This window comes from Corynebacterium sp. c25Ua_89 (assembly GCF_047459735.1).
Taxonomy (GTDB): Bacteria; Actinomycetota; Actinomycetes; order Mycobacteriales; family Mycobacteriaceae; genus Corynebacterium; species Corynebacterium simulans.
In genome coordinates, this window is the sequence record NZ_JASBOD010000001.1 from 290,258 (window position 1) to 304,206 (window position 13,949).

At 58.3% G+C, this 13,949-nt stretch carries 14 protein-coding genes and 1 tRNA gene; 6 read left to right on the plus strand and 9 right to left on the minus strand.

Annotated features, from left to right (window positions below):
* Positions 1 to 20: 20 nt before the first annotated feature.
* Both QKB66_RS01365 and QKB66_RS01370 read left to right on the plus strand, forming a co-directional pair.
* Entirely contained in the window at positions 21 to 344 is a 324-nt protein-coding gene (locus QKB66_RS01365; protein ID WP_414252518.1) for a molecular chaperone GrpE, read from the plus strand.
* Between the two features lie 106 nt (positions 345 to 450).
* Positions 451 to 651 carry a hypothetical protein gene (locus QKB66_RS01370; protein ID WP_062035374.1) on the plus strand — a complete coding sequence of 67 codons (201 nt, stop codon included), beginning with the start codon at positions 451 to 453 and terminating at the stop codon, positions 649 to 651.
* A 91-nt stretch (positions 652 to 742) separates the two neighbouring features.
* Here QKB66_RS01370 and QKB66_RS01375 read toward each other — a convergent pair whose 3' ends face one another.
* From QKB66_RS01375 to QKB66_RS01410, 8 genes are all read right to left on the minus strand, one after another.
* Positions 743 to 1,168, minus strand: coding sequence for a cupin domain-containing protein (locus QKB66_RS01375; RefSeq protein WP_062035372.1), 426 nt, complete (start codon positions 1,166 to 1,168; stop codon positions 743 to 745).
* 60 nt (positions 1,169 to 1,228) lie between these two features.
* On the minus strand, positions 1,229 to 2,083 hold the full coding sequence (locus QKB66_RS01380; RefSeq protein ID WP_414252519.1) for a hypothetical protein: 855 nt from the start codon (positions 2,081 to 2,083) through the stop codon (positions 1,229 to 1,231).
* 3 nt (positions 2,084 to 2,086) lie between these two features.
* Positions 2,087 to 2,299 carry a hypothetical protein gene (locus QKB66_RS01385; protein ID WP_414252520.1) on the minus strand — a complete coding sequence of 71 codons (213 nt, stop codon included), beginning with the start codon at positions 2,297 to 2,299 and terminating at the stop codon, positions 2,087 to 2,089.
* Between the two features lie 306 nt (positions 2,300 to 2,605).
* Positions 2,606 to 2,679: transfer RNA gene (locus QKB66_RS01390), tRNA-Arg, on the minus strand.
* 94 nt (positions 2,680 to 2,773) lie between these two features.
* Positions 2,774 to 3,409: a LutC/YkgG family protein gene (locus QKB66_RS01395; protein ID WP_414252521.1), complete on the minus strand. Its 636-nt coding sequence runs from the start codon at positions 3,407 to 3,409 to the stop codon at positions 2,774 to 2,776.
* Positions 3,406 to 4,911 (minus strand): lactate utilization protein B, encoded by a 1,506-nt coding sequence (locus QKB66_RS01400; protein ID WP_414252522.1) that lies wholly within the window; start codon positions 4,909 to 4,911, stop codon positions 3,406 to 3,408. Before QKB66_RS01400 ends, QKB66_RS01395 begins: the two co-directional genes overlap by 4 nt.
* Complete coding sequence (locus QKB66_RS01405; protein ID WP_311517972.1) at positions 4,911 to 5,696, minus strand: (Fe-S)-binding protein; 786 nt, start codon at positions 5,694 to 5,696, stop codon at positions 4,911 to 4,913. Before QKB66_RS01405 ends, QKB66_RS01400 begins: the two co-directional genes overlap by 1 nt.
* Positions 5,697 to 6,026: 330 nt before the next feature.
* Entirely contained in the window at positions 6,027 to 7,679 is a 1,653-nt protein-coding gene (locus tag QKB66_RS01410) for an L-lactate permease (RefSeq protein ID WP_248090678.1), read from the minus strand.
* Positions 7,680 to 7,876: 197 nt separating this feature from the next.
* Here QKB66_RS01410 and argS point away from each other — a divergent pair, with 197 nt between their 5' ends.
* The 4 genes from argS to thrB all read left to right on the plus strand — a co-directional run bounded on the left by argS (position 7,877) and on the right by thrB (position 13,248).
* Positions 7,877 to 9,538, plus strand: coding sequence for an arginine--tRNA ligase (gene argS / locus QKB66_RS01415; RefSeq protein ID WP_070456190.1), 1,662 nt, complete (start codon positions 7,877 to 7,879; stop codon positions 9,536 to 9,538).
* A complete protein-coding gene (lysA, locus tag QKB66_RS01420; protein ID WP_414252523.1) occupies positions 9,539 to 10,873 on the plus strand; it encodes a diaminopimelate decarboxylase in 1,335 nt (444 codons plus the stop codon).
* 111 nt (positions 10,874 to 10,984) lie between these two features.
* On the plus strand, positions 10,985 to 12,322 hold the full coding sequence (locus QKB66_RS01425) for a homoserine dehydrogenase (RefSeq protein ID WP_414252524.1): 1,338 nt from the start codon (positions 10,985 to 10,987) through the stop codon (positions 12,320 to 12,322).
* Positions 12,319 to 13,248, plus strand: a complete 930-nt coding sequence (gene thrB, locus QKB66_RS01430) for a homoserine kinase (protein WP_414252525.1) — start codon at positions 12,319 to 12,321, stop codon at positions 13,246 to 13,248. Before QKB66_RS01425 ends, thrB begins: the two co-directional genes overlap by 4 nt.
* Here thrB and QKB66_RS01435 read toward each other — a convergent pair.
* Positions 13,245 to 13,940 carry a helix-turn-helix transcriptional regulator gene (locus QKB66_RS01435; protein ID WP_414252526.1) on the minus strand — a complete coding sequence of 232 codons (696 nt, stop codon included), beginning with the start codon at positions 13,938 to 13,940 and terminating at the stop codon, positions 13,245 to 13,247. The two genes, thrB and QKB66_RS01435, sit on opposite strands and share 4 nt — an antisense overlap.
* Between the last annotated feature and the right edge of the window lie 9 nt (positions 13,941 to 13,949).

Below are 13,949 nucleotides of genomic sequence, written 5' to 3' on the forward strand. Positions count from 1 at the left end.
GCCCAAAAGGAGACACCACCATGATGGGACAAGAGCTCTTCGAGCACCCTAAGCGCCAGTACCCGCACTACAACATCACTGTTCTCGATGACCTGGGCGACCCAGAAGCTCACCTTGAGGGAATTGCTACGGAAGAACAGGCGGCTGCCATGGACGCCGCTTTGGAGAAGTTTCCAGACGCTGCAATTACCTTTGACGAGGAAAGCGGCCACTGGATTGTTGGTGAAGAAGCCGATATCAACCGCATGTTCGCCGATAGAGACGCTTTTGTCGACGCCCTCGAAAACAACGAGGACCCTGGTATTTCAAACAGGCCGCAATGGTGTCAATCAAACGGTGGATAACTACAAATTCATAACGATCTACTGCTAAAGTTAGTGCCAGTGATTACTCTTGCTAGGCGAGGTGTGCCTAGGGAGTACAAGGCGCAGTGAAAGGAAACAACGGATTATGAACGAATACGAGGCACAGGAACAGCGCGAAGCAGCTGCACGTGACAAGGCTGACGGCTGGGTATCTGTGTTCGTCCAGTGGATCCCGAACATGCTCCTGGCTTTCGTTCTCGTTACCGCTATGTTCCTCGGCATGTTCTACATCGAGCACGGCTCCCTGGACATCACCCAGGAGATCGTAAACCCGTTCATCAAGTAGTACTTGGAGAACTCAAAGCTCAATAGCTAAATATTAAAATGGCGGCCCATCTTCTGGACCGCCATTTTGTTGTTTTAAAAGCCTGCCGCAATTAGTGCTGCTCGTTCGGATCGTTGTCCGCGTCTTCCTTGGTCTCGTGGATGGTGCCCTTAACGTGATCCGGTGCGGCGTAGATGGAGTAGAGCTTTGCCGGCTCGGAGCCCTCGTTGACGAAGTTGTGCCACTTGCCAGCTGGTACGAAGATGGCAAAGTCGTCTTCGACTACCTGATCGATGTCCAGGTTGTCCTTGTCTTCACCAATCATGATGCGGCCCTTGCCGGACTCGAGGCGCAGGAACTGGTCATGGTCATCGTGGACCTCCGCGCCGATTTCGCCGCCGGCAGGAATAGACATGACGGTCATCTGCAGGTATTGGCCGGTCCACAGGGTGTCACGGAAAGCATCGTTAGCCAGGGTGGTCTCTTCGATGTTGAGAACATAAGGGTTCGGACCATGGTCGGTGCGCAGATCTGACATGTCAGGTACCTCCTTGTAGAGATTATGGTTCTTCAACACCAGCTTATGCGCGCCCGCGTATTAATGCAGAGGATTCTCTTTTCTCGTATCTTCGCCGCCGTCCTGCCATTGCCTCTTATGCTGTTCGGACTTTTTGTGGTTGCGCATGGACATCACGCCGATGGCGATACCGATGACGATGGGCACCCACACCTTCGAGTTATCGAGCAAGAAAACCATCCACTCGGGCAGCGCCGGGAGGTCAGGGAAATCGATGTTCGGCCAGTTGATGTCCGGCCAATCGATACTGATGGTTGGCAGATGGATTTGGGGAAGTTCGGGGAGGTCTGGCAGATCCGGCCAGTCGATGTCGGGGATAGGCAGCAAGTCCAAAAGCTTGCGCAGGATTGGGCCGAGCACGATAACGGCCAACGCCCAGCCGCCCTTTCCGAGGCCTGCGAGGAGGGGATAGGTCACGCGTTTAACGGGGCTTTGCTCCATTGCTTCGCGACGCCGCGCACCCCGGCTGCTAGCTGGTGGCTCAAACTCGATGACCTCTTTGCCGTTGTGATAGGTCACCTCGAGCAATTCGTCGAGAGCATTCGCGTGCAGCTTGAGGTGCGGCTTCGTGCGGTTGATGGCATCGAAGCTGTGCAGCTCGTCGGTTTCGATTTGTTTTAGTGCCACTCGCGTCGAAGACAACGAGGTGTACCTTCCAAGGACTTCGCCGTCGCAGCATATCTGCACGCGAATAGGTGGATTATCAATGAATGCCTGGATTCTATCTTTAAGCGGCATGTTGGCGTCTAGGGCGGTGTATTCTTGCTCGCTCGGTTCTTGCGGCCAGTCTTCATAAGCTGCAGCAAACTCCACATCTGGGCCGACCATGACTTCGAGTTTTCCGGCCTCCGGATGGTTCAGAATCCACGTTTCCATGACCTAGGTCTTCCTTCCTGTTAACCAGCTGCCCAACCAAGCAAGCAAGACGACCCCAACTGCATAGACCCACGTTCCGTCGTTGTAGTAGACATTGGTAGAAAGCCAGAACATAAAAGCCGCAATGAGCGGAAAGGACAGCGTGTAGCGAAAGAGCCGGCCATCCAGCATGCCCAATGCCAACGCCATCACTGGCAGCAGCACCAGCATGGTCACAGTCGCTGTACTCCCACTAAGAGCCGCGCCCACAATCCCTGGCGCCACGAAGAACGCTAATGCGGCCGCGAGAAACGAGAGGTAGGCCCGCGTGGGTCGAGATGTTGATTCCATGGCCCTGACCTTACAGCCCGCGGGATCATTCTTAGGAATGATTCTTTGACTTCGAGCGGTAAGGGATTCCTAATATCGAGCGACGGCGATGCGCTAGAGATTTCTGGAAGCTGCAAGAAATGGAAAATGTGGATACGAAGCTAAAACCCTCGCCTGCCGGGTTGAACGCCGAGCAAGCGAGGGGAGAAATTGTGCCCCCGACAGGGGTCGAACCTGCGACCTTCGGTACCGGAAACCGATGCTCTAATCCGCTGAGCTACGGAGGCAAATGATAGGTGGCATGCGCCAGATATCAACGGTGTGATTCTAGCGCATGCCAGTCGTTAGAAGCTAATGCGGGGTGAGTTCCGCATACGAGCCTTACTTCACGATGATGACTATGAGATCGCGTGGACCGTGCACGCCCTCGACGCGGGAGAGCTCAATATCGGAAGTAGCAGACGGGCCGGAAATCCAGGTTGCTGGGAAGTCCGGATTGATGCGCGAGACCATCTCCGGCACGCCGTAGACCACCTGCTCTTTGCGTACGATGCATACATGGCGGTCTGGGACCAGCGTGAGAGCGCGGCGGCCGCACAGCGGGCCCGCCTCCAACACGATGGTGCCGGTCTGTGCGGAAGTTACGTGCGACTCCGTGAGCACGGCGTCGACAGTATCCAGCTCGCGTGGGTCAGACGTGGGATCGTCGGCGTTTAATGTGACGTCGGAGGTGATGGCGTCGATAAGCGCGGTGTCCATGCCCTGCGCATAGGTCACCGTAGAACAATCCTTGTCCGTGAAGACCTGCGAGATGGTCTTGGCCAGGGAAGCCTCATCCGTGACGTGGACCTCCGCCTTGTAATCCTCAAGGCGGTCAACCAGCATGTCACGCAGCTCATCCGCGTTTAGCGTGCCCTGTGTTTCGTACTCACGCGGGATGTCGACGTGTTCAGACAGGCCTGCCTGCTTCTGCGCGGTGCGAATGCGCTTCAGGATCTCTTCTTTGGCGGTACTCACTTGATACCCTCCTTCTTGGCCTGGGCGAGCAATTCTTTAGCTTCATCGGAGTCAAACCACTGACGGAAAGACTTCTTCGGGGGGACTGCAGTATCGCGGGCGTCGGACCAGCCGGAGAGGAACAAAGGCAAGCTATCGATGACGCCGTTGAAGCCGCCCAATACGCGGCCGAGGGCGACCATGTGGGTGATCTGGTTCCAGACCTTCGGGTGGCCCCACACGAGCTGAACCGCGCTAAACAGTTTGGATTCCACCGGCGGGGTAGCGTTGGTGACTTTTTGGTGGCGGTTCTCCAGGATGACCTCAGAAAGCGGAATCTTCACCGGGCAAACCTCGTCGCAGCGTCCACACAGGGAGCATGCATAAGGCAGGCTGGCGGAAGGATCGTGGTGGTCCTTGATACCGGTTAGCTGCGGGGTAATGGAGATGCCGATGGGGCCTGGGTAGACCGAGCCGTAGGCGTGGCCGCCGGCGCGTTCGTAGACTGGGCATACGTTCAGGCAAGCGGAGCAGCGGATGCACTTGAGCGCCTGGTGGCCGATTGGACTGGATAGTGCCGCGGTACGGCCGTTATCCAGCAGGACGAGGTGGAAGTTCTTCGGACCATCGTTTTCAGTTATGCCCGCCCACATCGAGGTATACGGGTTCATACGCTCTGCCGTGGAAGAACGCGGCAAAAGCTGCAGGAAGACCTCAAGGTCTTGGAATGTTGGCACGAGCTTTTCGATGCCCATCACGGTAATCAGGGTCTCCGGCAGGGTAAGGCACATGCGGCCGTTGCCCTCAGACTCCACGATACTGATGGTGCCGGTTTCTGCGACACCAAAGTTAGCGCCGGAGATGGCGACCTTGGCCTTCATGAACTGCTCGCGCAGGAAGATACGAGAAGCCTCCGCGAGTTCGGCTGGCTCAGCCTTTAGGGATTCATCCGTGTGCGGCATTTTGTTGACGAAGATGTCACGGATTTCGGCACGGTTGCGGTGGATGGCTGGAACTAGGATGTGGGAGGGCTTATCCTCGCCCAGCTGAACGATGAGCTCAGCCAGGTCGGTTTCGCGGGCATTGATCCCTACAGACTCGAGGTGCTCGTTCAGGCCGATTTCCTGGGTTGCCATGGACTTGACCTTGACGACGTCGGTCTCACCGGTCTCGCGGATAAGCCCCTCGATGATCTCGTTGGCTTCCTTGGCGTCGCGGGCCCAGTGAACAATGCCGCCGCGCTTGGTTACCTCTTCCTCAAACTGGAGGAGGAGCTCAGGCATCCGGGCTGCCACGTCCTCTTTGAGGGCGGAGCCAGCGTCACGCAGTTGCTGCCAATCCGGTAGCTCTTCGACGGCGTTGGCGCGCTTATTACGAATAGTGGTGGTGGCGTGGTACAGGTTGTGGCGCTGCGTAGCGTTGTTCAGGCCGACGTGTGCCAGCGGCACGAATGCCTTGCTGCCGCGCAGGTTGCCGTAGCCTTCGGGCGCCCGCGGTGGGGTGGTATCGAGGAAGGAAGTCATTAGAGCATTTTCTCCTTGGAATATGCGGCCGTATCAGGGGTCCATGGGTGCTCCTTGGTGGAAGCCAGGATTTCGGCCATGTGGATAACGCGCACGCCACTGCGCTGGCGGGAGAGGGCGCCGCCGATGTTCATCAGGCAGGAAGAGTCACCGCCGGTCAAGTACTCAGCCTCGGTGTCCCTTACGTGGCGGGTCTTGTCCGAGACCATGGCCTGGGAGACCTCAGGATTCTTAATAGAGAAGGTACCGCCGAAGCCGCAGCACTCTTCCACGTTTTCTAGCGGCACGAGGTCGATGCCCTCGACCTTGCTCAGCAGCTGGTACGGGCGGTCACCCAACTTCAAAAAGCGCAGGCCATGGCAGGAAGCATGGTAGGTGACCCTATGTGGGAAGAAGGCACCTAAGTCGGTGCGCTGCTCGATGTCGACCAAGAACTCCGGGAGGTCCAAGGTCTTCTGAGAAGCAATCTTGGCGCCGTCGACGTCAGCGGAGTTACCGAAGCGGTCAGCAATCTTGACGTGCTGTTCGCGAACTGCGCCGACGCAGGAGCCAGAAGCGGAGACTACGTAGTCAATGGAAGGATCCGCGAAGGCGTCCGCATAGCTGCGGATCATCCCTAGGGTTTCCTTCTGATAACCGGTATTGATATGCATTTGTCCGCAGCAGGTCTGCTCTTCTGGGAAGACCACTTCATGGCCCAAGCGGGAGAGGATTAGTGCGGTTGCTTTGTGTGCGTCCGGGAAGAGGGCGTCACCAATGCACGTGGAAAATAGTGCAATTCGCATACTTTGCGCTCCTTTTACTGCCCAAGTTTGCCTCCGATGAGCTGGATGCAGGAGGCTCAGGCAAACGTTTGTGGTTGTGGCATGAATACTACCGATAACTCCGCAGATATTCTGTATTAAAAGGCCTGTTTAACTGGGGTTGTTTCACAACACTAGTGTTGCGAAATTGCTCACGTGCACAGATGGACGCATGGCTTTTGTCAAAGTCTGATCTGCGGCGTCAAGTGAGTCATGCGTCACTGGCAAGTTCAAACCTTTTGGGGGTATACGAAAGTCGCCGCCCCTAATAGCCGGGTAGGTGCGGCGACTTTTTGGCTTTGAAAATTGCGGCTATGGAACTAGGAAGCCCAACACATTGGTCATTAGGAACACGATGATGCAGACCGTGGCCAGGAAGGCGAGAGAGTAGCCCACCACGGCCTTCAGGATGCGGGATTCCTCGCCTTCCATCTTGACGGCCGTTGCGGCGATGGCCAGAGACTGCGGGGAAATCATCTTGCCCACCACGCCGCCGGCGGTGTTAGCAGCAAGCATGAGGTCTGGATTGACGGAGATGCGCTCGGCGGCGGTGACTTGGAGGTTAGCAAAGAGAGCGTTGGCTGAGGTGTCCGAGCCGGTGACAGCCGTGCCAATCCAGCCCAGGGCGGGTGCGAAGAGGGCGAAGATGCCGCCTGCCGACGCCACGAACTCACCAATAGAGATGGTCTGGCCGGAGTAGTTCATGGTGTAAGCCAAGGCTAGGACCAAAATAATCGTAAGCGCCGAGAACTTCATGCGGGCGCAAACCTCGCCAAACTTGGCAAGCGGCGCGGACTTTGCCAAATGGTAGTGGCCGCCATCGTTGAAAATCCAGAAGATGATTGCAACGATTAGTCCAGAAATCAGCAGCAAGGTGCCGGGATTACCAAAGACATTGAAGCTAAACGAGGTGTCCATTGCCTTGCCGGCAGAGTCAAGGACTGTGCCATCCAGGCCCGGCCAGGCGAACTTAATCTTCCAGAAACCAAAGAGCTTGGGCACGGCGGTGGCAAGCGCAAAGACTGCGGTAACCACGGCGTAGGGAAGCAGCGCCATCCAGATGCGGACGCCGGAAAGATCGGTGACCTCCTCCTGTGCTGGGATCTCCATGCGCTGACGCAGTTCGGCAACGCCCTTTGGCTTCCACATACGCAGGAACACGAATGCGCATCCCAGGGAAACGATGCAGGCCACAACGTTAGTCAGCTGGTAGGCAAAGAAGTTGGCCGCGGCCCACTGGGCGATGGCGAAGGAACCGCCGATGACTGCGGCGGCAGGTGCTGCCTCCTTGACGCCGCGCATACCGTCCAGGATAAAGAGGATGAAAAATGGAACTGCGGCTGCGATTAGCAGGACCTGCAAGGAAATCAGGCCCGCAATATCGGCGGTCTGCTCCGCGGTGCGGCCGCCAACTTCACCCGCGGTGGTAACGGGGATACCCACGGCGCCGAAGGCAACGGGCGCGGTATTGGCAATAAGGACGGTGGTGGCAGCCTTCAGTGGTTTGACACCCAATACCAGAATCATCGTTGCGGTAATCGCTACCGGAGCACCGAAGCCTGCCAGGGCTTCGAGGAGGCCGCCGAAGCAGAACGCGATGAGGATGGCCTGGATGCGGATATCGCCTTCGCCAAGCAGGTCGAAGGTCTTGCGCAGATCCTCAAAGCGGCCGGAAGCTACAGTGATCTCGTAGAACCAGATGGCGGTGATGATGACCCAGACGATGGGAAGCAGGCCAAACAGGCCGCCGCGCACCGCAGAGGAAAAGGCCATGCCTGCTGGCATATCGAAGCCGAAGGTGGCGATGAGGAGTGCGACGGTGAGGGCAACTGCGCCCGAGGTGTGTGCGCGGGCCTTAAAACCCAGCAACATGATGAAGAAGGCGATAAGCGGTAGCGTCGCTACGGCAGCGGAAAGGCCAAGGCTACCGCCGATCGCATCCGTCGATATTTGGAAAGTGTTCATAGTTACCCAAGTCTCTAGAAGGAAAACGAGCGTTTTATTTAATACTCAGTCTTCCTAAAGCCTAAAACTTGAGCGAGCCTTCTCGCGACAGTTTCGCAATAAGGGGCAAATGTCACACAAGTTGCTTGCTGTTAAAAAAGGCCCCAATGCGTGCCTGATGCTGCTCATGTCAGCGCGGGACGATAGACTTTGACGCTATGAATCCCGTAGATCTTTCTGTGCTTATTAAAGAGACCGCAGTCGCTGTATTGAGCGAACACGAGCTCGACACCGCCGTCCTTCCTGAGACCGTGACCGTGGAGCGTCCGCGTAATCCCGAGCACGGTGACTACGCCACCAACTTGGCCCTGCAGGTAGCCAAGAAGGCTGGCGTGAATCCGCGTGATCTGGCCACCTGGCTCGCTGAGGCGCTGGCAGAAAACGCCGCTATCGACGTCGCGGAGATTGCCGGCCCTGGCTTTTTGAACATCCGTCTGGCTGCTGCCGCGCAGGGCGCAATCGTCAGCCAGGTTCGCGAGGCTGGCACTTCTTATGGCCACAATGATGCTTATAAAGATCAGAAGATCAACCTGGAGTTCGTTTCTGCGAACCCCACCGGCCCAATCCACCTGGGCGGCACCCGCTGGGCAGCAGTAGGTGACTCCCTGGGTCGTGTGCTCGAGGCGTCGGGAGCTGAGGTTACTCGCGAGTACTACTTCAACGATCACGGTCGCCAGATCGACCGTTTCTCCAACTCCCTCGTTGCTGCGGCCAAGGGCGAGCCGACCCCGGAAGATGGCTACGGCGGAGACTACATCCAAGAGATTGCGGCCAAGGTTGTCGAGCAGGTCCCGAACGCACTGGAAGGCTCTGAGGACGAGGTCCGCGAGAAGTTCCGCGCCTCCGGCGTGGAGATGATGTTCGCGCACATCAAGGATTCTCTCCACGAGTTTGGCGTTGACTTCGACGTCTACTTCCACGAGAACTCGCTTTTCGAGTCCGGCGCAGTCGAAAAGGCCGTCGCTCACCTGAAGGACAACGAAAAGCTCTACTTCGAAGATGGTGCATGGTGGCTGAAGTCCACCGACTACGGCGATGACAAGGACCGCGTGGTTATCAAGTCCGATGGCGATGCTGCCTACATCGCTGGTGATATTGCTTATGTAGCTGACAAGTTCGACCGCGGCCACGATCTGGCCATATACATGCTGGGCGCGGATCACCACGGCTACATCGCCCGCCTGCGCGCGGCCGCCGCCGCCATGGGCTATAACCCAGAGCAAGTCGAGGTACTCATCGGCCAGATGGTCAACCTCCTGCGTGACGGTCAGGCAGTAAAGATGTCCAAGCGTGCCGGCACCGTCATCACCCTCGACGATCTCGTCGAGGCCATCGGCGTCGATGGCGCACGCTACTCCCTGGTGCGTTCTTCCGTGGATCAGTCCATCGACATCGACCTGGGCCTGTGGGCTTCTCAGTCCTCCGATAACCCTGTTTATTACGTTCAGTACGGCCACGCGCGCATCTGCTCCATCCTGCGCAAGGCGCAAGAGCTGGGCCTTGACGCCGCAGCTATGGCAGATGCAGATCTCGCGCTTCTCACGCATGAGAAGGAAGGCGATCTGATCCGCACTCTGGGCGAGTTCCCTGAGGTTGTCTCCACCGCAGCGACCTTGCGCGAGCCGCACCGCATCGCCCGCTTTGCCGAGGAGTTGGCGGCTGTGTTCCACCGCTTCTACGACCAGTGCCAGGTGCTGCCGAAGGCGGACGAGACAACGCAGCCAATCCATATCGCACGCCTCGCGCTTGCCGACGCCGCACGTCAGGTCCTCTCCAACGCTCTGACCATGGTGGGCGTCAGCGCCCCGGAGAAGATGTAGATGGATTTCAACCAGCTTCCAGCCCACGTCTGGCCACGCAACGCTAAGCGCCAGGACGATGGCGTGGTCACCATCGCCGGCCTGCCACTTACAGAGCTCGCGCAGGAATACGGCACGCCGCTCTATGTCTTCGATGAGGACGATTTCCGCTCTCGTTGCCGCGACATGGCACGTGCTTTCGGCGGGCCTGAGCACGTGCACTACGCATCGAAGGCATTTTTGACCAAGCGCGTCGTGAAGTGGGTGGCCGAGGAAGGCCTATGTCTTGACGTGGCTTCCCTCAATGAGGCCAAGGTAGCCCTGGCAGCTGGTTTCCCGCCGGAGCGCATGACCGCGCACGGCAACAACAAGGAGCGCGAGTACCTACAGCTGTGTGTGGACAATGGTGTAGCGCACGTCGTGCTCGACAACGAAGGTGAGCTGGCGCTGCTTGATGAAATCGCGCGTGCGGCCGGCCGCGTGCAACCGGTGATGATCCGGGTCAAGCCGGGCGTCGATGCCCACACCCACGAATTCATCGCAACCTCGCATGAGGATCAAAAGTTCGGCATCTCCCTGTCCACGGGTGCGGCATTTGGTGCCTCCAAGGCAGTTCTGGAAGCTGAAAACTTGGAGCTGGTGGGGCTGCATTGTCACGTGGGTTCGTCTGTTTTCAATGCTGATGGCTTTAAGTTGGCCGCCGAGCGCGTGCTTTCGCTCTATAAGCGCATCCATACCGAGCTGGGGGTAGCGCTCAAGGAACTCGACTTGGGCGGCGGTTTCGGCATTCCATACATGGAGTACGAGGAAGCTCTCGACGTCGCCAAGCTGGCCCAAGATCTGCTTGCCGCAGTGGAGCGCACCGCTCGCGAACTGGGCATCGATGCGCCTTTCGTTCTGGTCGAGCCGGGCCGCTCGCTGGTCGGCGCCTCTGCGGTAACCGTGTATTCGGTGGGCACCGTCAAAGACGTAGAGACCGGCAAGGCCGAGCTGCCGATGCGCCGTTATCTCTCAGTCGATGGCGGAATGTCGGATAATGTCCGCCCCGCGCTCTATGAGTCGGAATATGACGTGCGCGTGGTTAACCGGTTGACTCAAGGCGAGCCAGTGGATTCCCGTGTGGTGGGCTTCCACTGCGAGTCCGGTGACATCTTGGTTAGTGAACGCAAGCTGCCGGGTGACATTAGGACAGGGGATCTGCTGACCTTCGCCACCACCGGCGCCTATCAGTACATGATGGCCTCGCGCTACAACGGCGCGCTGCGGCCGGCCGTGGTCTCCGTGTGCGAGGGCGAGGCTAGTTTGATGCTGCGTCGCGAGACAGTCGAGGACCTAATGGCCCTTGAAATTGATTAAATTCATCGCTTTTAACTGTTGAGCAAAAGAATCTTCTGGAAGCGCAAAAACTAGACAGCTCGTTCCGTATAGTGTGGGTAGCAATTTAACTACCAACGTTTAAGGGACGATATGACTTCACAGACCAAGATCCGCACTGGTAAAGGCGAAGGCGAAGCTGTAGGCATCGCGCTGCTTGGTTTCGGCACCGTTGGTGCCGAGGTTTTCCGCCTGCTGGGGGAAAACGCTGATGCCTTTGCCCACCGCATTGGCGGTCCCGCAGAAATCCGCGGCGTCGCCGTGCAGAACAAAAATAAGCTGCGTCCTAGCGTGCCGAAGGATCTGCTTACTGACGATGCGAAGGCCCTAGTCATGCGCGACGACATCGACTTGGTCGTCGAGGTCATTGGCGGTATCGATTTTCCCCGCGAGCTCGTGCTGGCCGCGCTGAATGCCGGTAAGTCTGTGGTTACCGCGAACAAGGCGCTGGTGGCTGCTCATGCGGACGAGCTGGCCGAAGCTGCCGATAACGCCGGCGTGGACCTCTACTTCGAGGCTGCAGTGGCTGCTGCCATCCCGGTCGTGGGCATGCTGCGTCGTTCGCTCGCGGGCGACCAGATCCAACGCATTTCCGGCATTGTCAACGGCACCACCAACTTTATTTTGGACGCGATGGAGTCCACGGGCGCCTCCTACGAGGACGCGCTCGCCGAGGCCACGCGGCTCGGCTATGCCGAGGCCGATCCAACTGCCGATGTCGAGGGCCATGATGCCGCTTCGAAGGCGGCCATCCTCGCGTCTTTGGGCTTTCATACCCGCGTTACCTTCGATGATGTTTATTGCGAGGGCATTTCCAACATCACTGCTGAGGATATTTCCGCCGCACAGCAGGCAGGCTATTCCATCAAGCTGCTGGCCATCTGCGAGCGCCTGCGTGATGCGAAAGGCAATGAGTCCGTCAACGCGCGCGTGCACCCGACCTTGGTCCCTAAGGAGCACCCGCTGGCCTCCGTCAGCAAGTCCTATAACGCTATCTTCGTCGAGGCCGAAGCAGCTGGCTCCCTGATGTTCTACGGCAACGGTGCCGGTGGTAACCCGACGGCGTCTGCGGTGCTTGGCGACGTCGTCGGCGCCTCCCGCAACATCGTTCACGGCGGCCGTGCGCCGGGGGAGAACACCTACGCTAACCTGCCGATAGCATCCTTTGGTGAGGTATACACCCGCTATCACATCGATATGGAAGTCGTAGACCGCACAGGCGTGCTCTCTGCGATCTCCGCGCTATTTGCCAAGCACAACGTCTCCCTGCGCACTGTGCGCCAGGAAGACGGCGACGGAATCGCTCGCCTCATCGTGGTCACCCACACCGCGTTGGAGCATGAGATGCAGGGCATCGTTGAGGAGCTGGGCCAGCTTGATGATGTCAAGGCGGTCCACTCCGTTATCCGCTTGGACGGTGGCCAGCTGTGAGCACGGAGGTAGAGGTAGGCGTCAAGGCCACGGTAAAAGTCCCTGCTTCCTCAGCTAATCTGGGCCCCGGCTATGACACCCTCGGCATTGCGCTGAGCCTTTATGACACCGTCGAGGTTGAGGTCATCTCCGCTGGGCTGGAGGTAGAAATCTTCGGTGAGGGAGCAGAGGACTTGCCACGCGATGACTCTCATCTGGTGGTTAAAGCCATCCGTTCCGCGCTGAATGCGGCGGATGCTGCGGCGCCGGGTCTGCGCGTTACCTGCAATAACAACATCCCACAGTCGCGTGGTCTTGGTTCTTCGGCCGCCGCTGCCGTCGCCGGCGTTGCAGCGGGGAATGCCTTGGCAGGCTCACCGCTAAACAACGATCAGCTAGTGCAGCTGTCTTCTGCTTTTGAGGGCCACCCCGATAACGCCGCGGCGTCCGTGCTAGGCAATGCCGTGGTCTCCTGGACCACAGTGCCGGTTGACGGCCGATCTTTGCCAGAATATCGCGCTGTCAGTGTGAATGTACACGAATCCATCCAGGCCACAGCCTTGGTACCGGATTTCCATGCCTCCACCCAAGCCGTCCGCCGCGTGTTGCCTTCGCACGTGACGCACGGCGATGCTTCCTTCAACGTCTCGCGCACTGCCGTGCAGGTCGTCGCACTGCAGAAGTATCCGGAGCTGTTGTGGGAAGGCACCCGTGACAGGCTGCACCAGCCTTATCGTGCTGATGTGTTGCCTATTACCGCGGAATGGGTCAACCGTCTGCGCAACCGCGGCTATGCGGCCTACCTTTCAGGTGCGGGCCCTACCGCGATGGTGCTGCACACTGAGCCTATTGAGGAATCAATCTTGCAGGATGCGCGCGAAGCGGGCCTGCGAGTACTCCCACTGGAGGTTGCAGGCCCGGTCGAGGTCCATGCAGCGCGGGCTTAAACAGTCTGCTTGACGTTTACGCAGCAGGTTCCGTTGCCTGACTTCGGAACCAGGGTAAGCGAGAGGTGCTCGCCGGAATCAGCTGCGACTTGTTCCAAGAAACCATCGTGGATAGCGCAGACGAACGGGGAGGGTTTGATACCTGCCGCTACGAACGGGCAGGCATGCAGCTCCATGTCGGTCTGGCCCTTTTCTTCGAGCTCGGTAGCCGATGCAGTGGGGTCAAATCCCATATCGCGCATCTTGCGATATAGCGGGGTCAGCGCGTTGGCGGAGGGGAACTGGTCCTGGTGCGTTGAGGTAGCCCACTTGCGGCCAATTGCGCGTGCCTGTTCGGAGGCGTAGTCGTTGATCTCATCCTTATCTGCCAACATCTCTGCCAAAACGCTAATGAGGGTGACGTATTCTTCTGCCACTGAGCGGTTATCAGGGATGCGAACCTGGAAAATCAGCGAAGGGCGTCCGCGGCCCTTGGCTGGTGCGGTTATAACGCGGACTGCGCCGACATGTACCAGTTCATCGAGGTGGCCGCGCGCGGTATTGACATGCATGTCCATGTCTTTGGCGATGTCCGCCGCGCGTGCTCCCTGCGGATATTCCTGCAGAACGTTTAAAACTTCTCGCTGTTTGGGTGACAGGCGGAGTGCTTCTGGGAAAAGTTCTGTGGAGGACCGCGGTGCATGGACAGGCATGTTTCTCCT

Coding starts and splice junctions, on each gene's coding strand:
- QKB66_RS01370 (WP_062035374.1), top strand. CDS start 451: ATGAACGAATACGAGGCACAGGAACAGCGCGAAGCAGCTGCACGTGAC.
- QKB66_RS01380 (WP_414252519.1), bottom strand. CDS start 2,083: ATGGAAACGTGGATTCTGAACCATCCGGAGGCCGGAAAACTCGAAGTC.
- QKB66_RS01435 (WP_414252526.1), bottom strand. CDS start 13,940: ATGCCTGTCCATGCACCGCGGTCCTCCACAGAACTTTTCCCAGAAGCA.
- QKB66_RS01405 (WP_311517972.1), bottom strand. CDS start 5,696: ATGCGAATTGCACTATTTTCCACGTGCATTGGTGACGCCCTCTTCCCG.
- QKB66_RS01375 (WP_062035372.1), bottom strand. CDS start 1,168: ATGTCAGATCTGCGCACCGACCATGGTCCGAACCCTTATGTTCTCAAC.
- QKB66_RS01400 (WP_414252522.1), bottom strand. CDS start 4,911: ATGACTTCCTTCCTCGATACCACCCCACCGCGGGCGCCCGAAGGCTAC.
- QKB66_RS01365 (WP_414252518.1), top strand. CDS start 21: ATGATGGGACAAGAGCTCTTCGAGCACCCTAAGCGCCAGTACCCGCAC.
- lysA (WP_414252523.1), top strand. CDS start 9,539: ATGGATTTCAACCAGCTTCCAGCCCACGTCTGGCCACGCAACGCTAAG.
- QKB66_RS01410 (WP_248090678.1), bottom strand. CDS start 7,679: ATGAACACTTTCCAAATATCGACGGATGCGATCGGCGGTAGCCTTGGC.
- QKB66_RS01425 (WP_414252524.1), top strand. CDS start 10,985: ATGACTTCACAGACCAAGATCCGCACTGGTAAAGGCGAAGGCGAAGCT.
- argS (WP_070456190.1), top strand. CDS start 7,877: ATGAATCCCGTAGATCTTTCTGTGCTTATTAAAGAGACCGCAGTCGCT.